This is a genomic window from Flavobacterium commune (assembly GCF_001857965.1).
In the GTDB taxonomy this organism is placed as follows: domain Bacteria; phylum Bacteroidota; class Bacteroidia; order Flavobacteriales; family Flavobacteriaceae; genus Flavobacterium; species Flavobacterium commune.
On the sequence record NZ_CP017774.1, the window covers coordinates 2,518,375 to 2,541,853 of the forward strand.

Here is a 23,479-nt window from a genome sequence, read left to right on the forward strand (position 1 = left end):
TTTTTAACACATCAGTTGAATTTACTCTCTGTTTGAGTTATGAGTACATGTTATAATTTTTTTACAGTCTTAATCTTTGTATCGTTTTTTATTTATATTTGCAATCGGTTGCGTAAAAGTAAAACATTGTATGATATAAAAAAAAAAAATCTCATATTTTTTTTATATTCATTGAAAAAAGAGATAATAACTAACAAAAATCTACTTATGAGTGTTAATTTTAAAAAATCAGGCATGTTGTTAATGGTGCTTGTTGCTCTTCATTGTCAGAGTCAGACATTACCTTTTTATAATACAAAATTACCGATTGATCAAAGGGTTCAGGATTTGATTTCCAGACTTACTTTAGAGGAAAAAGTAGAGCAAATGATGAATGCTACCCCGGAAATAAAGAGATTAAATATTGCACCTTATGATTATTGGAATGAAGCGCTTCATGGTGTGGGACGTTCGGGCACTGCTACAGTTTTCCCCCAAGCTATAGGTTTAGGGGCTACTTTTGATACCGATTTAGCACTTAAGGTTTCTACTGCCATTTCAGATGAAGCCAGAGCAATGTATAATGTTGCAAAAGCCAAAGGCTATAATAAACAATACGGAGGTCTGACTTTCTGGACACCTAATATTAATATTTTTAGAGATCCTCGTTGGGGTCGTGGGCAGGAAACTTATGGAGAAGATCCTTTTTTGACGGCTATGATAGGTACTGAATTTGTAAAAGGATTGCAGGGGGATAATCCTATTTATTTAAAAACAGCTGCTTGTGCTAAACATTTTGCTGTGCATAGTGGTCCGGAAAAAGTAAGACATGAATTTAATGCCGAAGTTACTCCAAAAGATTTATGGGAAACCTATTTACCTGCTTTTCAGGCATTGGTAGAAGCTAAGGTTGAATCCGTAATGTGTGCTTATAACAGTACCGATGGCGAACCTTGTTGTGCTAATAAATATTTAATTACTGATGTTTTAAGGAAACAATGGGGGTTTAAAGGTCATGTGGTAACCGATTGCGGAGCTATTGATGATTTTTATGTTCCCAAAGATAAAGGAGGGCATGGGATTGTGAAAACCCAATCCGAAGCCGCTGCATTAGTTTTAAAAAGCGGGGTAAGTTTGAATTGTGGAGATTCTTATAAATCACTTCCTCAGGCTGTTAAGGATGGATTGATAACTGAAAAAGATATTGATAAGCAATTGGCAATTTTGTTGCAAACCAGATTCAAACTGGGCTTGTTTGACCCTATGGGAAGTAATCCTTATGATGCTATTGCACCTGAAGTTGTTAATAGTAAAGCACATCGGGAATTAGCAAGGGAAGTGGCTCAAAAGAGTATGGTTTTGTTAAAAAATAATGGGATTTTACCATTAAAAAATGACCTTTCTAAATATTTTGTAACAGGGCCAAATGCAGCTAGTATCGAAGTCCTTTTAGGAAATTATTATGGTATAAATCCTAATATGGTAACTATTTTAGAGGGAATTACTGCTTCTATAAGTCCGGCAAGTCAGTTGCAATATCGTTTAGGAGCAATGCTCAATAAAGAATCTATAAATCCTATTAATTATGCTACCGGCAATGCAGGGGATAGTGATGTAACAATTGTTGTGTTGGGTGTTTCGAGTACTATAGAAGGAGAGGAGGGAGATTCATTAGATTCTTCCACAGCAGGAGATAGACTGGATTATAATTTATCTCAAAATCAAATAGATTATTTAAAAGAATTAAGAAAAACAGCAGATAAAAATCCGAATGATAAAAATCCAATTGTAACTGTAATTACAGGAGGAAGTCCAATGAATCTTGCCGAAGTACAGGAGTTGTCAGATGCAGTATTATTGGCTTGGTATCCGGGAGAAGAAGGAGGGACTGCTGTAGCTGATATTCTTTTTGGAAGAACTGCGCCATCAGGAAAATTACCAATAACATTTCCAAAATCCTTAGATCAATTGCCTCCATTTGAAGATTATTCGATGAAAGGCAGAACGTATCGATACATGAACGAAGATCCGATGTATCCGTTTGGTTTTGGATTAAGTTACACCACTTTTTCTTATGGAGACATAAAAGTGTTTTCAGATAAAATTTCGAGAAAGGACAATCTTCGCATTTTCGTAAAAGTAACTAATACAGGTAAAGTGAAAGCAGATGAAGTAGTACAATTGTATATTTCGGATTTGGTTGCATCAGTAGATGTGCCTAATTTTCAGCTTGCCAATATGAAAAGAATTACTTTGGAACCCGGCGAAGTAAAAGAGGTTGAATTCACTTTGACTCCTGAAGCATTCGAAATGGTTAATAATAAAGGTAATCGGGTTATGGAAGCAGGAGATTTCAAAATTTATGTGGGAGGATCCAGTCCAATGAAAAGAAGTTTTGAATTAGGTGCGCCTAAAATGTCTGAAGTTATAATTAATGTGAAATAGTAAATAGGGCTTTGAATTGCCTCCAGCTTTAGTTGGAGTAAAATAAATATGAAATCGGCTTTAGCTAAAAGAAAAATAATTTTGGCTAAAGCCAATGAATTCAATTCTTAATTCTATTTCTCCAGCTAAAGCTGGAGGCAATTCAAAGCTTTTATAAAAATAAAAACATACAAAATGAATAAATTAAAAAATGCATTAATTGTTCTGCTTTTCATTCCATCTAATATGATTCTTTCTCAAATTAAACTTCCTAAACTAATTAGTGATGGGGTTGTTTTGCAAAGAAATGAAAAAGTAAAAATTTGGGGATGGGCTTCACCAAAGGAAAAAATCAAGTTAGAATTCAAATCCAAAGTGTATTTTACAGAAGCGGATCAAGAAGGAAATTGGAATATTATTTTGCAGGCTGAAAAAGCAGGAGGACCTTACCAAATGGCTCTTAAGGCTAGTAATGAAATTGTAATCAAAGATATTCTATTTGGCGATGTTTGGATTTGTTCGGGACAGTCAAATATGGAACTTCCTATGGAACGCCTCAAAGAAAAGTATGGAGAGGTGATTAAAAACGCAAAAAATGCCAATATTAGACATTTTTTAGTGCCAGATAAATACAATTTTCAAAAAGAGCAAGCCGATTTAGATTCGGGAAATTGGATTTCTGCAAGTCCTGAAACGGTGCTTAATTTTTCAGGAGTAGCCTATTTTTTTGCTAAAAATATTTATGAGAAACATCAGGTTCCTATTGGGTTAATTAATTCAGCATTAGGAGGTTCTCCTATAGAAGCTTGGTTGAGTGACACTGCACTCACTGCTTTTCCGGAGGCTTACAACGAAGCTCAAAAATTCAAGAGCAATGATTATATCAAGGAAATTGAAACCGCCGATAAAAAACGAAATGAAGAATGGTATCAATTATTGAATGCAAATGATGAAGGGGTAAAGAATAACTGGAATTTAGCAGGAATAGATGATGGAAACTGGGAACAAATGTCTATTCCTGGATTCTGGAATCGTCAGTCTATTGGAAATGTCAATGGGGCAGTTTGGTTTAGAAAAGAAATACAAATCCCTAAATCGATGGTAGGAAAGCCAGCTAAATTGTTCATGGGATGTATTGTTGATCAGGATTTTGTTTATGTCAATGATGAATTAGTAGGTACTACTGGTTATCAATATCCGCCACGCAGATATACCGTAAAACCAACTGTTTTGAAAGAAGGAAAGAATGTTATTTCGATAAGAGTGATTAATAATTCCGGACAGGGAGGATTTGTATTGGACAAACCTTATTATTTGGCGGTAGATAAAGATACTATCGATTTAAAAGGATTGTGGAAATACAAATTGGGAGCAACAATGAAGCCGTTAAGAGGAGAGACCTTTATTCGCTGGAAACCAGAAGGTTTGTTTAATGCTATGATTGCTCCCTTAACTAATTTAAAAATTAAAGGGGTTTTATGGTATCAAGGCGAATCAAATTCAGGAAATCCTAAATTATATGCTAAAGCTTTACCAGCATTAATACAGGATTGGAGAACAAAATGGGGACAGGGTAATTTTCCTTTTCTTTTTGTTCAATTGCCTAATTATATGGAAACTTTTTCAGAACCTAGAGAAAGCAATTGGGCGGCTTTAAGACAAGCTCAGTTAGAAACATTAAGCGTGCCTAATACAGCTATGGCAGTAACGATTGATTTGGGAGAGTGGAACGATATTCATCCTTTAAATAAAGAAGATGTGGGGAAACGCTTGTCTTTATTGGCTCGAAAGTTAGCCTATGGAGAGCGTAAATTACAAGCTTCAAGCCCGATGCCAAATACTTCTGTTTTTGAAAAAGATAAAGCTATTATTTCTTTCAAAAATAGTGGAGGAGGACTAATTGTAAAAAAAGGAACTGAATTAAAATCTTTTGCTATTTCAGATGATGGCAAAAATTTTGTCTGGGCAAAGGCTAAAATAATTGGTAATAACGTAGAAGTCTGGAATGAAAAAATAAGCAATCCCACAATCGTTCGATATGCCTGGGATAACAATCCAGAAGATGCTAATTTATTTTCGAAAGAAGGATTACCGGCTACACCTTTTGAAGTGAAAAAGAAATAATCAAAAAACCACGTTAGCAGACATTATGCTTAACGTGGTTTCTTTTTTAGATTCTTTTAGAAGATTCCCGAACCAGTACTTCGGTATTTAGAAAAGTGATTTCTTTGACTTCATCTTTTTTATTCGATTTTATGTTTTTTAGTATAATCTCAGCTGATGCTTTTCCCATTTTGGCAGCGGGATGCGTAATGGTGGATAAATTAGGATCTATAATTTGTGAGATAGGGTCATTATTAAAACCGATTATAGCTAATTCTTCAGGGATTTTAATGCCTCTTTTTTTTGCTGTTTGAATAGCACTAACAGCTATAATATCTCCGGAAGCAAAAATTCCATCCGGACGAAGTTCTAAATCAAATAATTTGTTACTGGCTTTAGCTCCTTCTTCGTAGGTAACTGTTTTTAGATTGACTATTAATTCTTCGATTAAAGGTAAATTGTGGTCTTTTAAAGCATCAAGATAACCTCTTTTTCTTTCGCTGTACAAATTACCAAATTCAGATCCGGCGGTAAGATGGGCAATACGGGTGCAACCTTGTTCAATAAGATGTTTTGTAGCCTTGTAACCGGCTGCATAGTTATCAATGATAACCCGGAACGTATTAAAATCTTTGGGTACACGGTCAACAAAAACTAAAGGAATATTGTTGCTCACAAATTGTTGAAAGTGCGAAGTGTCACGTGTTTCCATTGCAAGTGAGCTAATTACACCACTTACTCTACTGCTGTATAAAGACTTTGCTAAACTGACTTCTTCTTCGTAAGAGTCATGTGATTGCATAATAATTACGTTGTATCCTGATTTTTGAGCCGTAATTTCAATACCACTAATTAATGAAGAAAGGAAAGGTTGGGTAACGGTGGGTATTAGAACACCAATTGTATTGGTTTTGTTACCACGAAGTCCTGCTGCCAAAGTATTGGGGACATAACCCATTTCTTCGGCGGTTTTTTTTACTTTCTTTATCGTTTTATCGCTAATTGACGGATGATCTTTTAACGCTCTCGAAATGGTAGAGGTTGCAAGATTCAGTTTTTCAGCGATATCATAAATGGTAATATCTTTATTTTCTTCCATAAACTAAAACGTGTGAATCACAAATATATACATTTTCGAGTAATTGTCTTTGTCGTTTTTTAGGAATATTTCTAGCTTGTGACAATGTTAGCCTGAGGTGAATACAAATAGTAATTTAAACAAAAATATTTTGATGCGTTTGGATAGGTTCAAAAAGAGCTAAGAATAAGTGATTTGTTTTAAGGTGTGGAAAAAATGTTCTATTTATGTTAAGCTGTTCTGGTAGTCAGCCGCGGAGGAGACTCGAACCTGTGTCTGCCGTGGCGGATATGAGCTTGACGAATTATAAGTTTTTGATAATGTTTTTAATAAATTCTCGTCCTATTCCTGTTTTAAAATATTTTTCTCTTTTCATTGCCTCAGATTTAGAATTGAAAAATTCAATATGAATTATAATCCATGGTCTGTATTTGATGGTATGTCCTTTTGTTGCTAAATGATTGTGAGATTTGAAACGTTCAATAATGTTGGAAGTGTATCCAGTGTAGTGCTGATTAAATTTTCCAGAATTATAGAATTTAGACTACGAATTCATCCATATAGATATTTTTTAAACAAAAAAAAACACCAGCTTTTCAGTGGTGTTTTCTTAGTAGTCAGCCGCGGCGGAGACTCGAAGCTGTGTCCGCCGTGGCGGATATGAGCTTGACGAGTTATAAGTTTTTGATAATGTTTTTAATAAATTCTCGTCCTATTCCTGTTTTAAAATATTTTTCTCTTTTCATTGCCTCAGATTTAGAATTGAAAAATTCAATATGAATTATAATCCATGGTCTGTATTTGATGGTATGTCCTTTTGTTGCTAAATGATTGTGAGATTTGAAGCGGTCGATAACATTGGAAGTGTATCCAGTGTAGTGCTGATTGAAGTTTTCAGAAAACAGAATATAAACTACAAATTCATCCATATGTTTTTATTGATAAATATAAATAAAAAAGCCTCATATTTCTATGAAGCTTTTCTAGTAGCGGGAACAGGACTCGAACCTGTGACCTTCGGGTTATGAGCCCGACGAGCTGCCTACTGCTCTATCCCGCGATGTATTTTCAATATATTTTTAGAACCTGTGTCCGCCTTGGCGGATATGAGCTCTTTGATTTGCCTACTGCTCTATCCCGCGATGTGCGTTTTGTAATCTCAATAAGGCTATCTTAGTAGCGGGAACAGGACTCGAACCTGTGACCTTCGGGTTATGAGCCCGACGAGCTGCCTACTGCTCTATCCCGCGATATATTTTCAATTTGTCAATTTCTGAACCTGTGTCCGCCATGGCGGATATGAGCCATCTGATTTGGATAATGTTTTATCCCGCGATGTTTCGGGTGCAAATATACAAATAAATTCGACATATACAATGCCGAATTTTAAAAAATGTTTTATTTCGTCTATTGGCTTGATATGACTACCTTTGCAGCATTAAATTATAAGAAAATGACACATAAAGCTGGTTTTGTAAATATTATAGGGAATCCAAATGTAGGGAAATCAACCTTGATGAATGCCTTTGTAGGAGAGCGATTGTCTATTATAACGTCAAAAGCGCAAACTACCCGTCATAGAATTCTGGGGATTGTAAACGGTGACGATTTTCAAATGGTACTTTCGGATACGCCCGGAATTATCAAACCTGCTTATGAAATGCAGGAATCGATGATGGATTTTGTGAAATCGGCTTTTGAAGATGCTGATGTGTTGATTTATATGGTCGAAATAGGAGAGCAGGAATTGAAAGATGAAGCTTTTTTTAATAAAATTATTCATTCTAAGATTCCGGTTTTGTTGTTGTTGAATAAGATTGATAATTCTAATCAGGAGCAATTAGAGCAGCAAGTGGCTTTCTGGACTGAGAAAGTGCCGAATGCAGAAATTTACCCCATTTCGGCTTTACAAAACTTTAATGTACCGGAAGTTTTTCAAAGAATTATTTCGTTATTACCGGATTCACCGCCTTATTATCCAAAAGACCAATTGACCGATAAACCGGAACGTTTTTTTGTGAATGAGATTATTCGCGAAAAAATCTTGTTGAATTACAGCAAAGAAATTCCGTATGCTGTAGAAATTGTAACGGAAGAGTTTGTTGAAACGGATACTATTATTCGTATTCGTTCGCTGATTATGGTCGAAAGAGATACTCAAAAAGGTATTGTTATTGGTCATAAAGGAGCGGCTTTGAAGAAAGTAGGAATGGATGCCCGTGTGGATTTAGAGAAATTTTTCGGAAAACAAATTCACATTGAATTGTATGTGAAGGTCAATAAAAACTGGAGAAGCAACGCTAATATGTTGAAGCGTTTTGGTTATAACCAGTAATCAGTGGTCAGTCCCGAAGCTTCGGGAGTAGTAATCAGTTTTCGCATTTTAATAACTGAATACTTAATGCTGAATACTGCAAACTAAAGTGTACCTTTGCAAAAAATTAAAACACCGCATTTTGGATTTGTTAAACTAATGTGATTTAGTCTGCAAAATCTAAAATATATCCCGATAGCTATCGGGACTGAAATTTAAAATTCAAAAAAATGAATAACATTGTTGCGATAGTAGGAAGACCTAATGTAGGGAAATCAACCCTTTTTAATAGGCTGATACAAAGAAGAGAAGCTATTGTAGATTCAGTATCTGGGGTTACCCGTGATAGAAACTATGGTAAAAGCGAGTGGAACGGAAAAGAGTTTTCTGTAATTGATACCGGAGGATACGTTCGCGGATCAGATGACGTATTTGAAGGGGAAATTCGCAAACAAGTCGAATTGGCTATCGATGAAGCCGATGTTATCATTTTTGTGGTGGATGTAGAAGAGGGGATTACCCCAATGGATGAAACGGTGGCTAAATTGTTGCGTAAAGTAACTAAGCCGGTTTTGTTAGCAGTAAATAAGGTTGATAACGCTATGCGTGAGAAGGATGCTGTGGAATTTTACAACCTTGGTTTAGGAGATTATTACACTTTTGCCAGTATTTCCGGAAGTGGAACTGGGGATTTATTGGATGCTTTAATCGATGCTTTTCCTGAAAAACCGGAACCTGTTCAGGAAGAAGTGATTTTACCACGTTTTGCAGTTGTAGGACGTCCTAATGCTGGTAAATCTAGTTTTATAAACGCACTTATTGGCAAAGACCGTTTTATGGTTACGGATATTGCAGGAACAACCCGTGATGCTATTGATACTAAATTTGATCGTTTTGGTTTCGAATTTAACTTAGTGGATACAGCGGGAATTCGTAGAAAAGCGAAGGTTAAGGAAGATTTAGAATTTTACTCGGTAATGCGTTCGGTACGTGCTATTGAGCATGCTGATATTTGTATTCTGGTTATTGATGCGACTCGTGGATTTGAAGGACAAGATCAAAGTATTTTTTGGTTGGCTGAAAAAAACCGTAAAGGAGTCGTGATCTTAGTAAATAAATGGGATTTGGTTGAAAAAGATACCATGTCAACCCGTGATTACGAAGAGAAGATTAAGAAAGAATTAATGCCTTTTACAGATGTGCCTATTCTTTTTGTTTCTGCATTGACTAAACAACGTTTGTTGAAAGCACTAGAAGCTACGGTAAAAGTGTATGAAAACAGACAACAACGTATTCCAACTTCAAAATTCAACGAATTCATGTTGAAAGTAATTGAAGCTTATCCGCCACCAGCGACTAAAGGAAAATATGTGAAAATTAAATATTGCATGCAGTTGCCATCGCCAACGCCTCAGTTTGTGTTTTTTGCTAACTTGCCGCAGTATGTAAAAGAACCGTACAAGCGTTACCTTGAAAATAAAATTAGAGAAAATTGGGATTTCTCAGGTGTTCCAATAGATATCTATATTAGAGAGAAATAATAGAAAAGTCCCGTTCCGAACAATCGGAATTGGGACTTTTTTTTGGAATAAAATGATTAAGAATTTAATTGTCTTCTTCGTCTTCCAGCGTGTCCATAGGATAATCTTCGTACCAATCTTTAAATGTTTTATTGGTTTTGTATTTATCCGTGAGTACGCAGTACGTCATGTAAGGGATCAAAATTACACCTATAAGATGTAAAGTCATTATAATTCTCAAATCAACATTAGTTTGATTGAGACCAGCAAATACAAATACATAAGCCGTTGTAAACCATACCAGTTTGATAGCAAAATTTTTCATAGCCCCATTTTCTCTTAAAGTTACGATTTTTAAATGGAAAAAAAGGGTTAAATATCTATTAATCAAACACTTGGTTTTGTTGTTTGGGGTTGTGAAATCTTGAAATCAAAATTTATAGCAAATATTGCATCACTCAAATTTGTATTAAGCATATCTAAAAGGATAAGGTACAAACTTACATCAGTAGATCTTTTTAATACTTTGAAAAATTCACATAAAAACAATAAGAGGATGTTTGGGAATTACTTTTCAGACGGTATTTTTTGTTTTCGGATATAAGTATCAAAGCTGTAATCGTAGAGGTGTTTTTCGTCTTTGGGCTGAAAATCACTATTGATTAATTCCCAGTCTTCCAATTTAATTTCTGGGAAAAAAGCATCGGCTTCAAAGTTGTGATGCACTACCGTAAGTTCGATTTTATCTGAAAAAGGCATGGCTAGCTGATAAATCTCGCCTCCGCCAATAATGAAAGATTCTTCTCCTTCCGGGCATTTTTCAATGGCTTTTTCGATACTATCTACAATAATACAACCTTCGGCTTTGTAATTCGTCTGACGTGTAATTATAATGTGTGTGCGATTAGGTAATGGTTTTGGGAAGCTTTCAAAAGTTTTTCTTCCCATGATAATATGATGTCCTGTTGTCAGGCTTTTGAATCTTTTAAAATCGTTAGGTAAATGCCAAATCAATTGGTTGTCTTTTCCCAATGCCTTGTTTTGGGCAGCGGCAGCAATCATTGTAATCATTAGTTTTTATTTTGTAGAGGATTCTTCGTTGATTTGGTCGTTTAATTCGGCTATCTTTTTTTCCTGTAGGGCAATTAATCGGTCAATTTGTTCTTTTTCCCAATTTTTACTCATAAAACGATCGGTTATAAAAACTTTGATAAAGTGTAATATAAAAAGAAATAACCAGACTGTAATTAACCAAATGTGCCAATTTGCATCTTCGTTAAAGTGAAAAACTTCGGTAGATACAAATAAAAACAGGCTGGCTAAAAACAATACAACAAAATGAAAATAGACTCTTTTTTTTTGTGTTATACGTTTTCTGGCGTATTCGTACAATTCATATTGTTCGGTTTTCATAGGCTGTTTTTTTTGACTATAAAGATAAAATTTAATTTGGAAATGCCGATTTGTACTATAGAATATTTAGCTTTTAGTCTCTTGCTTTTTTGTATTTTGAAAATATAAAGCTTTTAAATTTGATGAATTGGTTTGTTTTTAACAGTTTATTGAGCATTATCCTAAAACTTACTTTTGGGTATTTATACTTCGATTAAATTGACTTACTTTGTCTCATAAATCTAAAAATGAAATAGTTATGCCAATTAAAAAACAATTTGTAAAGTCAAAACCAGTTTGTAAAGTTACATTTTCTATAGAAGCTAAAGAAGCGACTCAAGTTTCGGTTATTGGTGATTTTAATAATTGGAATCCTGAAGAAGGTGCTTTAAGCAAATTAAAAAACGGAACTTTTAAAGGAGCTTTTGATTTGAATAAAGATGCCGCTTACGAATTCAAATATTTAGTTGACGGAGAATATATCAACGAAACAGAAGCAGATTCTTTTAAATGGAATGAATTTGCAGGAACAGAAAATAGCGTTTTAGAGGTTTAATCTAAAACGCTTTTTTTTTATTCTAATAAAAAATTCCAAATTCTAATTTTATCCCGATAACTATATCGGGATTGGAATTTGGAATTTAAAATTTGGAATTTCTATAATTTTAAACCGCTACGCTCCCTTTTATGGTTTCGTGTGGTTCATAACCTACGAGGGTAAAATCACTGTAATCAAAATCAAAGATATTTTTAATCTCCGGATTTAAAATCATTTTTGGTAATGGTTTTGGTTCGCGTGATAATTGCAATTCCAATTGCTCAAAATGATTGTTATAGATGTGTGCGTCACCAAAAGTGTGGATGAATTCTCCTGGTTCTAAGTCGCATACCTGTGCAATCATCATGGTTAATAGTGCATAAGAAGCAATGTTGAATGGAACTCCCAGAAAGATGTCGGCACTTCTTTGATAAAGTTGGCAGGACAGTTTTCCATCGGCAACATAAAACTGAAAGAACGCATGACACGGAGGTAAAGCCGCTTTGTTATTGGCTACGTTTTCTTCAAATGATTTTGTTGTATCGGGTAAAACCGAAGGATTCCATGCCGAAACCAGCATTCTGCGGCTATTAGGATTGGTTTTTAATTCTTGGATTAAATCGGAAATCTGATCGATTTCTTCACTGTTCCAGTTGCGCCATTGATGTCCGTAAACTGGACCTAAATCGCCATTTTGATCTGCCCAGGCATCCCATATTTTTACATTATGTTCTTTAAGATAACCAATGTTGGTTTCGCCTTTTAAGAACCAAAGCAATTCGTAAATAATCGATTTAAGATGTAGTTTTTTGGTGGTAACCATTGGAAAACCTTCGCTTAAATCAAAACGCATTTGGTAGCCAAATACACTTTTAGTTCCGGTGCCGGTTCGGTCGCCTTTTTGGCAGCCGTTTTCCATAACATGTTTTACTAAATCTAAATATTGCTTCATTGCTTTGAATTTGCTTATTTGTTGATTTGAATGATCGAATTGACGTTTAAATTAGGATTCTCTTTTTGAAATTTCGTCTCTTATTTTTGCTGCTTTTTCATAATCTTCCTGTTCTACAGCCTGAATTAATAAGTCGTTTAATTCCTGAAGACTGTATTTGATGTAAGCGCGACCGCTTTCGGCTTCGGCGGTAAAAGATTCCGGATTTGAAATCACATCATCCATTGGCTGATTTTCCTTGTCGGAATCAGTAGGATTCGTTTTTAAATAAATTCCCGCTTTGTCAAGAATGTTTTTATAGGTAAAAATAGGAGCATTAAAACGCAAGGCTAATGCGATAGCATCAGATGTTCTGGCGTCTATAATTTCTTCTATTTTGTCTCTTTCGCAAATAATACTGGAGTAAAACACACCGTCAACGAGTTTGTGAATAATAACTTGTTTGACAACAATATCAAATCGTTCTGCAAAATTTTTAAACAAATCATGAGTTAATGGACGTGGCGGCTTGATTTCTTTTTCTAAAGCAATAGCGATAGATTGTGCTTCGAAAGCTCCTATTACGATAGGTAGTTTTCTTTCGCCATCTACTTCATTCAAAATCAAAGCGTAGGCTCCATTTTGTGTTTGGCTATATGAAATTCCTTTTATGGATAATTTGACTAAGCTCATAATTGTTGAAATGAAAAAGTATTTTAGTTTTGTTGGCTAGTTTTAGGTTACAATATTAATTAAAAATTCTGCCAATAAGCAAAGATACGATTATCTTATTTTATTAGGCAGAATTATTTTAATAAGGAGTTAGGGTATTAAGCGTTTTGCGCCTTAAAAGCCTTTAGTTTTTCGATTAATCTGGGAACAACATCAAAAGCATCCCCTACAATTCCGTAGTCGGCAACTTTAAAGAAAGGTGCTTCGGCATCAGTATTGATAACTACTTTTACCTTAGAAGCATTGATTCCGGCAATGTGCTGGATAGCACCCGAAATTCCAACTGCAATGTATAAATTAGTTGCTACCGGTTTTCCTGTTTGTCCTACGTGTTCAGCGTGTGGTCTCCATCCTAAGTCGGAAACGGGTTTAGAACAGGCTGTTGCAGCTCCTAAAACAGCAGCTAAATCTTCAATTAAGTTCCAGTTTTCTGGTCCTTTTAATCCGCGTCCGCCGGAAACTACAATGTCAGCATCGGCAATAGATACTTTTCCTGATGATTTTTCAATTGATGCTACTTTTATTCCAAAATCATTATCTCCAATGCTTGGATTGAAAGCTTCTTCTGTTAATGTTGAGGCATTTTCGAAAATACCATAAGAGTTTTTAGCCAGACCAATAACTTTTACCTCGGTATTGATTTCTGTTATGTTGAATGCTTTGTTTGAAAAAGCATTTCTTTTTACCTGAAAAGGAGCAGTGCTTACCGGTAATCCTACTACGTTTGAAGCAAAACCTGCTTCCAGATTTACGGCTACCAATGAAGAAAGATAGATGCTGTCAGTGCTGGAAGAAAGAATAACTAATTTTGTGTTTTCTTGTTGAGCTGCTTGTTTGATAACGTCAGCATAAGCTTTGGCGTTAAAACCGGCTAATTTGTCGTTGTTTACTTTTAATACTTTGTCAACCCCGTATTTTGCTAATTCGGCAACGTTTTCAGTATTGATAGTTAAGGCAGTTACTGTAGTTCCTAAAGATTCAGCTACTTTTTTTGCGTAAGAAGCGATTTCGAATGCTACTTTTTTAAATTTTCCTTCTGCAGATTCTGCATATATTAATATTGACATATGATTTTAGATTTTAGATTAACGATTTTAGATTTTAGAGGTGAATCAAATGGTGATTTTTAGATTTCGTATTGCAATCAGCAATCTAAAATCTAAACTCTACAATCTTAAATCACTTTCGCTTCGTTGTGTAATAAGTCGATTAACTCGTCTAAATTATCTGGGGAAACCATTTTTATTGCCGATTTTGGAGCCGGTTTTTCAAATTTTACCGCTTTGGTGTTTATGGCAGCGTCAACCGGTTCAACAACATTTAATGTTTTTGTTCTGGCAGTCATGATTCCTCTCATGTTGGGGATACGCAAATCTTTTTCTTCAACGATTCCTTTTTGTCCGCCAATGATTAAAGGTAAAGAAGTGGTAACAGTTTCTTTTCCTCCGTCAATTTCGCGAACCGCTTTTACATTTGTACCATCAACTGCTATGTCAATACAGGCGTTTAAGAAATTGTATCCTAAAATACCGGCAATCATCCCGGGAACCATTCCTCCATTATAATCAAGAGATTCTTTTCCGGCAATAACTAAATCGTAAGCTCCTGATTTGATAACTTCAGCTAATTGTTTGGCAACAAAAAATCCGTCAGTAGGAGTAGCATTGATACGAATGGCTTCGTTAGCTCCGATTGCTAATGCTTTTCTTAATGTAGGTTCGGTTTCAGGACCGCCCACGTTTACTACAGTTACGGTAGCTCCTTGTTGTTCTTGAAACCAAATAGCACGTGTTAATCCAAATTCGTCATTAGGATTGATTACATATTGTACGCCGTTAGTATCAAATTCGGTATCAGCGTTTGTAAAGTTGATTTTTGAGGTAGTATCAGGAACATGACTGATGCAAACTAGTATTTTCATGTTGGGATATTTTATAAATTTCGTAGATTGAGTTACAAAATTAGAATAATATTTCGAATAATTTAGTATGAATAAAGACTAAGCATTGTTGCAATAATATTTTTATTTGTTTGATTCGTGTAAAATAGCAGAATAAATGCGAGATATTCACATACCTAATCTAAGATGTTAGAATTTATGGAGGATTATTTAAGTTAATTTGTGTTTTAAATGGTTTAAAATATTTATTTTTGCTCTTCAGAAAATTCAACATACAATATAATATGAGAACAATACAATTTAGAGAGGCCATTTGCGAAGCGATGAGCGAAGAAATGCGTCACGATGAATCCATATATTTAATGGGCGAAGAAGTTGCAGAATACAACGGAGCATACAAAGCTTCAAAAGGAATGCTGGCTGAATTTGGCGAAAAAAGAGTAATTGATACTCCAATTGCTGAGCTTGGTTTTACAGGAATTGCAGTAGGATCTGCTATGAACGGTTGTCGTCCTATTGTAGAATACATGACTTTCAACTTCTGTTTAGTTGGTATTGATCAAATTATAAATAATGCTGCTAAAATGCGTCAAATGACAGGAGGACAATTTAATGTGCCTATCGTTTTTCGTGGACCAACTGCTTCTGCAGGTCAATTAGGAGCTACTCACTCACAGGCTTTAGAAAACTGGTTTGCTAATACTCCAGGATTAAAAGTGATTGTACCTTCTACTCCTTATGATGCTAAAGGACTTTTGAAATCAGCTATTCGCGATAATGATCCTGTAATTTTCATGGAATCTGAGCAAATGTATGGTGATAAAGGTGAAGTGCCAGACGGAGAATATGTAATTCCTATTGGAGTTGCTGATGTTAAAAGAGAAGGAACTGATGTAACAATTGTTTCTTTTGGAAAAATCATCAAAGAAGCTTTTATTGCTGCTGATGAATTAGCTAAGGAAGGAATTTCTTGTGAAGTTATCGATTTAAGAACGGTTCGTCCAATGGATAACGAAGCGATTTTAAAATCAGTTAAGAAAACAAATCGTTTGGTAATTCTTGAAGAAGCTTGGCCATTTGCAAGTATTTCTTCTGAGATTACTTATATTGTACAAGAACAAGCTTTTGATTTCCTTGATGCACCAATTCAAAGAATTACAACTGCCGATGCTCCGGCACCTTACTCTCCGGTATTGTTGAAAGATTGGTTGCCAAACGCAGCTGATGTTGTGAAAGCAGTAAAGAAAGTAATGTATAAATAATACATTAGTAAATACTATTAAGGCTTCATCTTACGTTAGTTTGATGAAGCTTTTTTTTTAATTTTAATGGGAGTTTGTTGCAAACAAACCTCAATAAAAAGCAATAAATGTCAACCTGTATGAATAAGAAGTACCTATTTCTAGCTCTGTTTTTTGTATTGTCTGTTTTCTCAACACTTTTTGCCCAAACAAAAGTGAGCGGTATAGTGGTAGATAAATCCAATCAACCCGTTCCTTTTGCAAATGTTGTTTTTAAAGGTTCGAATATGGGAGTTATGTCTAATGAAGACGGACGTTTTTATATCGAATCGCCTGCTACTTATACTGTTTTGATAGTGACTTCTGTAGGGTTTTCAGATACGGAAATTACTTTGGACAAAGCCGTAAATTATAATTTTAAGGTATTACTAAAAGATGTCGAGGAATTAAAAGAGGTGGTTATTTACTCTGGAAAAACTTCTAAAAAGAACAATCCGGCATTAGATATTCTTAGGAAAATTTGGGAAAGAAAGCGAAAAAATGGTTTGTACCAATTTGATCAGTACCAAATGGAGAAGTACGAAAAAGTAGAGTTTGATATGAATACTATTGATAGTGCTTTTATGAAAAACAAAATCTTCAAAGGAATGGAATTTGTTTTTAATCATATTGATACTTCGAGAGTTACCGGGAAAACGTATCTGCCTATTTTTATCAATGAATCGTTAATGGATGTTTATGGGAATAATAAAATAAATAAGGTAAAAGAAAAATTAAAGGCTAATAAAAATTCTGGATTTAGTGATAATCAGCAAATTTTATCTTTTATTAAGGATTTGTATTCGAATTACGATATTTACAACAACCACCTTACTTTTTTTGACAAAAGTTTCACCAGTCCATTGTCTAAAACGGGTATAGATGTCTATAGTTATGTTCTTAGAGACAGTGCTTTTATTGATAAAAAATGGTGTTACAACATTTTGTTTTATCCAAGACGTAAAAATGAGCTGACTTTTAAAGGCGATTTTTGGGTGAACGATACCACTTTTGCCATCAAAAAAATCAATATGGCAGTGACTAAAAGTGCCAATATTAACTGGGTAAAAGATATTTATATCGAACAGGAATTTGAAGTGCAAAACGATTCGGTCTTTTTGTTGACCCGCGATCACATGATGTCAGATTTTGCTTTGAATAAAAAAGATGAGTCTAAAGGGGTGTATGGAAAACGTACTACCTTGTATCAAAATCATCAATTCAATATCGAAAAACCGGCTGCTTTTTATAGAGATGAGGTTAATTATATTGATAATGAGGTTTATAATCGATCGGAGAAGTATTGGGATGACAATCGTTTTGAAAACTTAAATAAAGACGAGAAAGGAATTTATAAAATGCTGGATACCTTGCAAACAGTCAAGAAATTCAGGCAATTGTATAATTTGGTCTCTATTTTAGGTAGTGGATATGTACAGTTTGGGCATTTTGATTACGGGCCTATTTTTTCCACTTTTGGTTACAATGAAGTAGAAGGAATCCGAATTAGAACAGGGGGAAGAACTTATTTTGGTCCTAATGACACCTGGCGTTTACAAGGATATACAGCCTATGGTTTTGATGATAATAAATTCAAATACGGTTTGTCAGGAAAATGGATGGTGGATAAGAAGAACCGAATTATCATTTCAGGTGGAAATAGACGGGATGTGGAGCAAATAGGTGCCAGTTTAACAACTACTAACGATGTTTTGGGCAGAAGTTTTGCTTCTTCTTCATTGGTTTCAACAGGAAATAATGGAAAGTTGACTAATATTAATTTGTCTAATTTGTCGGTTGAAATGGAGCCTGTAAAAAACTTAATGTTTCAAATGGGATTTTCGTACAGGACATTAGAATCGGCATCGGATACTTTTAAGTTGGATTATTATACTGATGCAAGCCAAACCACCACAAGAAGTGATGTTAAGCAATCAGAGGTTAATTTGCAGTTAGAGTTAACTCCTAACCGAAAAATGATAGGTTACGGAGTAGAAAGAAGTACTGTAGATAGTCCTTTTAGCCGTTTTTATGTTAATTATAGTCATGGTTTTAAAGGCCTGTTTGATAGTGATTTTAAGTATGATAAATTACAGTTGTATTATAGACAGCCTATTATTATTGGACCATTAGGACGTACTAATCTTACTTTGGAATTAGGAAAAACTTTTGGAACAATTCCGTTAGGATTGATGAGTGTAATTCCCGGAAACCAGTCATATTCTACTATCGAAAACACTTTTAATAACCTTAATTTTTACGAATTTGTTGCCGATCAATACAGTACGTTGCAATGGGAACATAATTTTGGAGGACGTGTGTTTTCAAGAATTCCATTTATGAGAAAGCTAAATTGGCGAGAAATAATTGGGGCAAAAGCAGTTTACGGAACAATTTCAGATGCCAGCAGAGCCATTAATGCTTCGGGCTTAGTGTATGCCGCTCCCGAAGATGTGTATTGGGAATACAGTGCAGGAATAGGCAATATTTTTAAAGTATTTCGAATTGATTTTACCTGGAGAGGAAATTATTTGAATACACCTGATACGCAGAAGTTTTCTGTAAAAGGTTCGTTTGGATTTTATTTCTAAAAATCACGAAATCTAAAGCAAATGTTTTGTTATAAATAAGGATTTGAGTTACTTTTGTGCCCAGATAAAATCAACTTAAGACAATAAATAAAATGACTGCAGACAAAATAAACACTTTCGATGTGTTAATCGAAATTCCAAGAGGAAGTAGAAACAAATACGAATACGATTTTGAAATCAAAAGAATGCGTTTTGACAGAATGTTATTCTCTTCAATGATGTATCCTGCTGATTACGGATTTATTCCTGAAACTTTAGCTCTTGACGGAGATCCATTGGACGTATTGGTTTTAGTAAACGAACCAACTTTCCCTGGATGTGTTATGGAAGTAAAACCAATTGGTGTTTTCCACATGGCAGATGATAAAGGACCGGATGAGAAAATTGTTTGTGTACCGGTTTCTGATCCAATTTGGAATAAATTAAATGATTTATCAGACGTTAATCCACACTTATTAAAAGAAATCGAGCATTTCTTCCAGGTTTACAAAGATCTTGAAAACAAACAAGTAGATGTTGAAGGATGGGGAGATTTGAGTGAAGCAAAAGCAATCATCAAAGAGTGTACTGATCGTTTTAATGCCATTGAAAACAAGCCTGAAGGGTTATTTAGCATTAAATAATTTTCAGGTTATAAATTTGTAAAAAAAGCAATACTTCGTCAGGAGTATTGCTTTTTTGTTTAAATTCGTTTGTATGCTGTTGATTATTAACCTTAACCAAAAACGAATTTATGAATACAATTATGATTTGGGTGCCTGTTTTTATGGCATTAGTTGGACTTGCTTTTATGTTTTTAAAAAGAGCCTGGGTTTTAAAACAAGACGCCGGCGATGGTAAAATGGCCTCAATTTCCGATTTTATTTACGAGGGTGCTCTGGCATTTTTAAAAGCGGAATACCGATTACTGGCCGTTTTTGTTTTTTTTGCCAGTATTGTTTTGGCGGGAATTACTTTTTTACCAGGTGTTAAAACACATTTATTAATTGTTGTAGCCTTTGTTATTGGTGCTTTATTTTCTGCTCTGGCAGGAAATATGGGGATGAAAATAGCAACTAAAACCAATGTAAGAACCACTCAGGCTGCTCGCAGTAGTTTGCCTCAGGCCTTAAAGGTTTCTTTTGGAGGTGGAACCGTAATGGGGTTAGGCGTTGCCGGTTTAGCCGTTTTAGGATTGACTTCCTTTTTTATTTTTTTCTATCATTTTTTTATGGGCGGGACATGGACTTCTATTGATGACATGACCGTAGTATTAGAAACCTTAGCAGGTTTTTCTTTAGGAGCCGAATCGATTGCTTTGTTTGCCCGTGTTGGAGGCGGAATTTATACAAAAGCTGCCGATGTAGGTGCCGATTTAGTAGGGAAAGTGGAAGCCGGAATCCCAGAAGATGATCCTCGAAATCCTGCAACCATTGCAGATAACGTAGGAGATAATGTGGGCGATGTGGCAGGAATGGGAGCCGATTTATTTGGGTCTTATGTAGCAACAGTTTTGGCAGCTATGGTTTTGGGGAATTATGTTATCAAAGATATGGGCGGAAGCATTCAGGATGCTTTTGGCGGAATTGGACCTATTTTGTTGCCAATGTCCATTGCTGGTTTTGGAATTTTATTTTCCATCATTGGAACAATGTTAGTAAAAATAACCGATGATAATGCTAAAGAAGCTCAGGTACAAAAAGCATTGAATATAGGGAATTGGGTTGCCATAGTTCTAACGGCTATTAGCTGTTTCTTTTTAGTGCAATACATGTTACCACCAATGATGAGAATGGAATTTTTTGGTGAGGGAAGTCAGGAAATTTCTTCGATGCGTGTTTTTTATGCTACCATTATCGGATTAATAGTTGGTGGAGTGATTTCTTCGGTAACTGAATATTATACAGGTCTTGGGACAAAACCGGTAATGGCTATTGTTCAAAAATCGAGTACAGGAGCCGGGACAAATGTTATTGCAGGATTGGCAACTGGAATGATTTCTACTTTTCCAACGGTTTTATTGTTTGCAGCTGCAATTTGGACATCGTATGCTTTAGCGGGTTTTTATGGTGTAGCCTTGGCAGCTTCAGCTATGATGGCTACTACGGCAATGCAATTAGCCATTGATGCTTTCGGACCCATTTCAGACAATGCGGGAGGAATTGCCGAAATGAGTGAATTGCCTAAAGAAGTACGTACCCGAACCGATATTTTAGATTCTGTTGGAAACACAACTGCAGCAACCGGAAAAGGATTTGCAATTGCTTCGGCAGCATTGACTTCATTGGCTCTGTTTGCGGCTTATGTTACTTTTACAGGAATTGACGGAATTAATATTTTTAAAGCACCCGTTTTAGCAATGTTGTTTGTGGGCGGAATGATTCCTGTGGTTTTTTCAGCATTAGCAATGAATTCCGTTGGGAAAGCAGCTATGGACATGGTATATGAAGTACGTCGTCAGTTTAAAGAAATTCCGGGAATTATGGAAGGAACAGCCAAACCGGAATATGCTAAATGTGTGGATATTTCAACAAAAGCCGCTTTACGCGAAATGATGTTGCCGGGTGTTTTGACCATTGGTTTTCCTATTGCGATTGTGTTGCTTGGTAAATTGGTTTATGGCGACAATAATCAGTTAATTGCCGAAATGTTGGGAGGTTATATGGCTGGAGTTACAGTTTCGGGTGTGCTTTGGGCGGTTTTTCAAAACAATGCCGGAGGTGCCTGGGACAATGCTAAAAAATCTTTTGAAGCTGGTGTAATGATTAATGGCGAAATGACCTATAAGGGTTCTGATGCGCATAAAGCTGCTGTAACCGGAGATACTGTTGGAGATCCATTCAAAGATACTTCCGGACCTTCGATGAATATTTTAATCAAATTAACATGTTTAATAGGTTTAGTTATTGCTCCGATTTTAGGTAATGGAAGTCATACTATTGGAACTGCGGCTTCTTGTTGTGTTTCAACTGCTAAATGTACTTCGATGTCTAAAGAAGAATGTATCGCCAAAGGTTGTACGAATAAAAATTGCGAGCATCATAATGCTGCTATGATGGGGCATTGCGACATGTCCAAAATGGCAACAATGTCCAAAGAAGAATGTGCAAAAATGTGCGATAGTTTAAAATGTTCGCCAGCGCAAAAAGAAGCCTGCCTGTCTCATTATGATGCGAATGGAAAGTTTGTTATACCTTCAGGAACTTCTAAGGGAAGTTGTTGTGCTCACAAAAAATAAATTTTGCTATAAAAAAACTAAAAATGCCTCGCAATTGTGAGGCATTTTTTTACGTTAACAATTAATAACCGCTATCGCCAATATTAAAATCTGGAGCGAAATTAACAGTACTGATTATTAATATTGTTCCAAATGTAGTCAGAACAATAACAAGATTACCTATATAATGATGAAGGTTTGTCCAGAATTCGAATACTTTTAATTTCTTCTTCCGATAAAAGTATGGTTTCAATTTTGCCTTTTGTTTTTACTTCACCATAATAACGATCATTAATTTTTATGATTCTCGAATAACGATGTTTTTACATTATCATTAAAAATTACTAAGGTTTTTAGATTTGCTTTTTCAGCTTCACTTAAGCTTACGCTGCTTTTTCATAAATACTACAACTTTGAAAAGTTAGCATGAAAACAAGAAATAGACAAATAAATCTTTTTCGTAGGCTAGATATTCCCATGGTTTTTTGATTTAAGTTACTAATCAGTATATCATTTTTAGAGGAATCATTAAAGGTAAATCTGGGGATAGAAGCGAAAATGGATACATTAAGTTACGTCAAAAACGGATTGATTTTGTCGTTATTAATGGTCGCAAAATTTTATTTGTTCTCCTATAGTTGTTGTGTTATTAAAAGCACCTAATCATAAAATTTAAATATGAAGCAATTGTATAACAATCTTGGAGAACTGTGTAAGATGTTAGTTGTGGTAGTGTAATATATTTGTAAATAACAAAAAGAAAATATAATGGAGCCAAAAATTGGAATCACAAAAAAAGAGCTCGAGTCAAGTATTAATTGTTTGACGACGGTTTTAGCAAACGAAATGTTGCTGTACACAAAGACAAGAAAATTTCATTGGAATGTTTCAGGGAATAGCTTTATGGAGTTGCATAAACTGTTTGAAAGTCAGTATACGGCATTAGAACAAGAAATAGATGAAATAGCCGAACGTATTAGTAAACTAGGTGGGAATGCCATAGGTACTATGAAAGAGTTTATTGATAATTCTATTTTAAAAGAAAATCTAAAAACTGTAGATCAAAGAGAAATGCTTCATGAGCTTTTAACAGATCATGAAACGGTATTAAAGCAGTTGAGAGATTTTGTTAAAACAGTTGAAGAAACGCAAGATTATGGCACAACAGATTTTCTAACGGCTTTAATTCAAAAACATGAAGAACAGTCGTGGATGCTGCGTAAATATATAGATCAAAAATAAATAGTAATATTAAAATTTAGAAATTATGAATAGTACAGAGCTTAAAGGAAATTGGAACGAAATTAAAGGAAAACTAAAACAAAAGTATGCCGAACTTACAGAAGACGACTTGTTGTATGAAGAAGGGAAAGAAGATGAAATGTTTGGGAAAATTCAACAAAAAAATAGGTAAGACTAAAGAGGAAATTGCCAAGTGGTATAATGAAGAATTCTAATGCCAAGGTTAAAAAAGAAACCGCTTCAAATTTTTGAAGCGGTT

20 protein-coding genes, 2 tRNA genes and 1 pseudogene are annotated in these 23,479 nt (G+C 35.0%); 11 read left to right on the forward strand and 12 right to left on the reverse strand.

Annotation, left to right across the window (positions count from 1 at the left end; all coding sequences use genetic code 11):
* Window positions 1–207: 207 nt before the first annotated feature.
* Together BIW12_RS10500 and BIW12_RS10505 are read left to right on the forward strand one after the other, a co-directional pair.
* Window positions 208–2,424, forward strand: coding sequence for a glycoside hydrolase family 3 N-terminal domain-containing protein (locus BIW12_RS10500; protein WP_083382175.1), 2,217 nt, complete (start codon window positions 208–210; stop codon window positions 2,422–2,424).
* A 174-nt stretch (window positions 2,425–2,598) separates the two neighbouring features.
* Complete coding sequence (locus tag BIW12_RS10505; protein WP_083382103.1) at window positions 2,599–4,527, forward strand: sialate O-acetylesterase; 1,929 nt, start codon at window positions 2,599–2,601, stop codon at window positions 4,525–4,527.
* A 46-nt stretch (window positions 4,528–4,573) separates the two neighbouring features.
* On the opposite strand, the gene BIW12_RS10510 is transcribed toward BIW12_RS10505, so the two are convergent.
* The 5 genes from BIW12_RS10510 to BIW12_RS10525 all read right to left on the reverse strand — a co-directional run bounded on the left by BIW12_RS10510 (window position 4,574) and on the right by BIW12_RS10525 (window position 6,834).
* Window positions 4,574–5,605, reverse strand: coding sequence for a LacI family DNA-binding transcriptional regulator (locus BIW12_RS10510; RefSeq protein ID WP_071185074.1), 1,032 nt, complete (start codon window positions 5,603–5,605; stop codon window positions 4,574–4,576).
* Window positions 5,606–5,888: 283 nt separating this feature from the next.
* A complete protein-coding gene (locus BIW12_RS16190; RefSeq protein ID WP_317040856.1) occupies window positions 5,889–6,071 on the reverse strand; it encodes a GIY-YIG nuclease family protein in 183 nt (60 codons plus the stop codon).
* A gap of 187 nt (window positions 6,072–6,258) precedes the next feature.
* Window positions 6,259–6,513 carry a GIY-YIG nuclease family protein gene (locus BIW12_RS10515; RefSeq protein WP_071185075.1) on the reverse strand — a complete coding sequence of 85 codons (255 nt, stop codon included), beginning with the start codon at window positions 6,511–6,513 and terminating at the stop codon, window positions 6,259–6,261.
* Window positions 6,514–6,571: 58 nt separating this feature from the next.
* Window positions 6,572–6,644 (reverse strand) — tRNA-Met (locus tag BIW12_RS10520).
* A 117-nt stretch (window positions 6,645–6,761) separates the two neighbouring features.
* Window positions 6,762–6,834, reverse strand: a tRNA-Met gene (locus BIW12_RS10525).
* Window positions 6,835–7,037: 203 nt separating this feature from the next.
* Here BIW12_RS10525 and era point away from each other — a divergent pair.
* The gene (era, locus tag BIW12_RS10530; protein WP_071185076.1) at window positions 7,038–7,919 is read left to right on the forward strand and encodes a GTPase Era; all 882 of its coding nucleotides are present in this window, start codon (window positions 7,038–7,040) and stop codon (window positions 7,917–7,919) included.
* A gap of 209 nt (window positions 7,920–8,128) precedes the next feature.
* On the forward strand, window positions 8,129–9,439 hold the full coding sequence (der, locus tag BIW12_RS10535; RefSeq protein WP_071185077.1) for a ribosome biogenesis GTPase Der: 1,311 nt from the start codon (window positions 8,129–8,131) through the stop codon (window positions 9,437–9,439).
* A 64-nt stretch (window positions 9,440–9,503) separates the two neighbouring features.
* On the opposite strand, the gene BIW12_RS10540 is transcribed toward der, so the two are convergent.
* The 3 genes from BIW12_RS10540 to BIW12_RS10550 form a co-directional block, all read right to left on the reverse strand.
* Entirely contained in the window at window positions 9,504–9,743 is a 240-nt protein-coding gene (locus tag BIW12_RS10540) for a hypothetical protein (protein ID WP_071186327.1), read from the reverse strand.
* 242 nt (window positions 9,744–9,985) lie between these two features.
* On the reverse strand, window positions 9,986–10,489 hold the full coding sequence (locus tag BIW12_RS10545; RefSeq protein WP_071185078.1) for a dihydrofolate reductase: 504 nt from the start codon (window positions 10,487–10,489) through the stop codon (window positions 9,986–9,988).
* A gap of 6 nt (window positions 10,490–10,495) precedes the next feature.
* Window positions 10,496–10,831 carry a 2TM domain-containing protein gene (locus tag BIW12_RS10550; RefSeq protein ID WP_071185079.1) on the reverse strand — a complete coding sequence of 112 codons (336 nt, stop codon included), beginning with the start codon at window positions 10,829–10,831 and terminating at the stop codon, window positions 10,496–10,498.
* A 238-nt stretch (window positions 10,832–11,069) separates the two neighbouring features.
* Between BIW12_RS10550 and BIW12_RS10555 the strand changes: the two genes are divergently transcribed.
* The gene (locus BIW12_RS10555) at window positions 11,070–11,366 is read left to right on the forward strand and encodes an isoamylase early set domain-containing protein (RefSeq protein ID WP_071185080.1); all 297 of its coding nucleotides are present in this window, start codon (window positions 11,070–11,072) and stop codon (window positions 11,364–11,366) included.
* 109 nt (window positions 11,367–11,475) lie between these two features.
* On the opposite strand, the gene BIW12_RS10560 is transcribed toward BIW12_RS10555, so the two are convergent.
* The 4 genes from BIW12_RS10560 to BIW12_RS10575 all read right to left on the reverse strand — a co-directional run bounded on the left by BIW12_RS10560 (window position 11,476) and on the right by BIW12_RS10575 (window position 14,932).
* Window positions 11,476–12,300 (reverse strand): thymidylate synthase, encoded by an 825-nt coding sequence (locus BIW12_RS10560; protein ID WP_071185081.1) that lies wholly within the window; start codon window positions 12,298–12,300, stop codon window positions 11,476–11,478.
* A gap of 51 nt (window positions 12,301–12,351) precedes the next feature.
* The gene (locus BIW12_RS10565; protein WP_071185082.1) at window positions 12,352–12,972 is read right to left on the reverse strand and encodes a bifunctional nuclease family protein; all 621 of its coding nucleotides are present in this window, start codon (window positions 12,970–12,972) and stop codon (window positions 12,352–12,354) included.
* A 137-nt stretch (window positions 12,973–13,109) separates the two neighbouring features.
* A complete protein-coding gene (locus BIW12_RS10570; protein WP_071185083.1) occupies window positions 13,110–14,078 on the reverse strand; it encodes an electron transfer flavoprotein subunit alpha/FixB family protein in 969 nt (322 codons plus the stop codon).
* Window positions 14,079–14,185: 107 nt separating this feature from the next.
* Window positions 14,186–14,932 (reverse strand): electron transfer flavoprotein subunit beta/FixA family protein, encoded by a 747-nt coding sequence (locus BIW12_RS10575; protein ID WP_071185084.1) that lies wholly within the window; start codon window positions 14,930–14,932, stop codon window positions 14,186–14,188.
* Between the two features lie 263 nt (window positions 14,933–15,195).
* Between BIW12_RS10575 and BIW12_RS10580 the strand changes: the two genes are divergently transcribed.
* The 6 genes and pseudogenes from BIW12_RS10580 (at window position 15,196) to BIW12_RS10605 (ending at window position 23,435) form a co-directional block, all read left to right on the forward strand.
* Complete coding sequence (locus BIW12_RS10580; protein ID WP_035662453.1) at window positions 15,196–16,173, forward strand: pyruvate dehydrogenase complex E1 component subunit beta; 978 nt, start codon at window positions 15,196–15,198, stop codon at window positions 16,171–16,173.
* Between the two features lie 119 nt (window positions 16,174–16,292).
* Window positions 16,293–18,782 carry a DUF5686 and carboxypeptidase-like regulatory domain-containing protein gene (locus BIW12_RS10585; RefSeq protein WP_071186329.1) on the forward strand — a complete coding sequence of 830 codons (2,490 nt, stop codon included), beginning with the start codon at window positions 16,293–16,295 and terminating at the stop codon, window positions 18,780–18,782.
* Window positions 18,783–18,874: 92 nt separating this feature from the next.
* Window positions 18,875–19,405, forward strand: coding sequence for an inorganic diphosphatase (locus tag BIW12_RS10590; protein WP_066328669.1), 531 nt, complete (start codon window positions 18,875–18,877; stop codon window positions 19,403–19,405).
* Window positions 19,406–19,515: 110 nt separating this feature from the next.
* A complete protein-coding gene (locus tag BIW12_RS10595; protein ID WP_083382104.1) occupies window positions 19,516–21,999 on the forward strand; it encodes a sodium-translocating pyrophosphatase in 2,484 nt (827 codons plus the stop codon).
* A gap of 747 nt (window positions 22,000–22,746) precedes the next feature.
* Window positions 22,747–23,220, forward strand: a complete 474-nt coding sequence (locus tag BIW12_RS10600; RefSeq protein WP_071185085.1) for a Dps family protein — start codon at window positions 22,747–22,749, stop codon at window positions 23,218–23,220.
* Between the two features lie 25 nt (window positions 23,221–23,245).
* Window positions 23,246–23,435: pseudogene (locus tag BIW12_RS10605) on the forward strand (CsbD family protein).
* Window positions 23,436–23,479 lie beyond the last annotated feature (44 nt).

Excerpts from the sequence above, each read along its gene's own strand:
- BIW12_RS10500 (WP_083382175.1), top strand. The coding sequence starts at position 208 with ATGAGTGTTAATTTTAAAAAATCAGGCATGTTGTTAATGGTGCTTGTT.
- BIW12_RS10505 (WP_083382103.1), top strand. The coding sequence starts at position 2,599 with ATGAATAAATTAAAAAATGCATTAATTGTTCTGCTTTTCATTCCATCT.
- BIW12_RS10510 (WP_071185074.1), bottom strand. The coding sequence starts at position 5,605 with ATGGAAGAAAATAAAGATATTACCATTTATGATATCGCTGAAAAACTG.
- BIW12_RS10515 (WP_071185075.1), bottom strand. The coding sequence starts at position 6,513 with ATGGATGAATTTGTAGTTTATATTCTGTTTTCTGAAAACTTCAATCAG.
- era (WP_071185076.1), top strand. The coding sequence starts at position 7,038 with ATGACACATAAAGCTGGTTTTGTAAATATTATAGGGAATCCAAATGTA.
- der (WP_071185077.1), top strand. The coding sequence starts at position 8,129 with ATGAATAACATTGTTGCGATAGTAGGAAGACCTAATGTAGGGAAATCA.
- BIW12_RS10540 (WP_071186327.1), bottom strand. The coding sequence starts at position 9,743 with ATGAAAAATTTTGCTATCAAACTGGTATGGTTTACAACGGCTTATGTA.
- BIW12_RS10545 (WP_071185078.1), bottom strand. The coding sequence starts at position 10,489 with ATGATTACAATGATTGCTGCCGCTGCCCAAAACAAGGCATTGGGAAAA.
- BIW12_RS10550 (WP_071185079.1), bottom strand. The coding sequence starts at position 10,831 with ATGAAAACCGAACAATATGAATTGTACGAATACGCCAGAAAACGTATA.
- BIW12_RS10555 (WP_071185080.1), top strand. The coding sequence starts at position 11,070 with ATGCCAATTAAAAAACAATTTGTAAAGTCAAAACCAGTTTGTAAAGTT.
- BIW12_RS10560 (WP_071185081.1), bottom strand. The coding sequence starts at position 12,300 with ATGAAGCAATATTTAGATTTAGTAAAACATGTTATGGAAAACGGCTGC.
- BIW12_RS10565 (WP_071185082.1), bottom strand. The coding sequence starts at position 12,972 with ATGAGCTTAGTCAAATTATCCATAAAAGGAATTTCATATAGCCAAACA.
- BIW12_RS10570 (WP_071185083.1), bottom strand. The coding sequence starts at position 14,078 with ATGTCAATATTAATATATGCAGAATCTGCAGAAGGAAAATTTAAAAAA.
- BIW12_RS10575 (WP_071185084.1), bottom strand. The coding sequence starts at position 14,932 with ATGAAAATACTAGTTTGCATCAGTCATGTTCCTGATACTACCTCAAAA.
- BIW12_RS10580 (WP_035662453.1), top strand. The coding sequence starts at position 15,196 with ATGAGAACAATACAATTTAGAGAGGCCATTTGCGAAGCGATGAGCGAA.
- BIW12_RS10585 (WP_071186329.1), top strand. The coding sequence starts at position 16,293 with ATGAATAAGAAGTACCTATTTCTAGCTCTGTTTTTTGTATTGTCTGTT.
- BIW12_RS10590 (WP_066328669.1), top strand. The coding sequence starts at position 18,875 with ATGACTGCAGACAAAATAAACACTTTCGATGTGTTAATCGAAATTCCA.
- BIW12_RS10595 (WP_083382104.1), top strand. The coding sequence starts at position 19,516 with ATGAATACAATTATGATTTGGGTGCCTGTTTTTATGGCATTAGTTGGA.
- BIW12_RS10600 (WP_071185085.1), top strand. The coding sequence starts at position 22,747 with ATGGAGCCAAAAATTGGAATCACAAAAAAAGAGCTCGAGTCAAGTATT.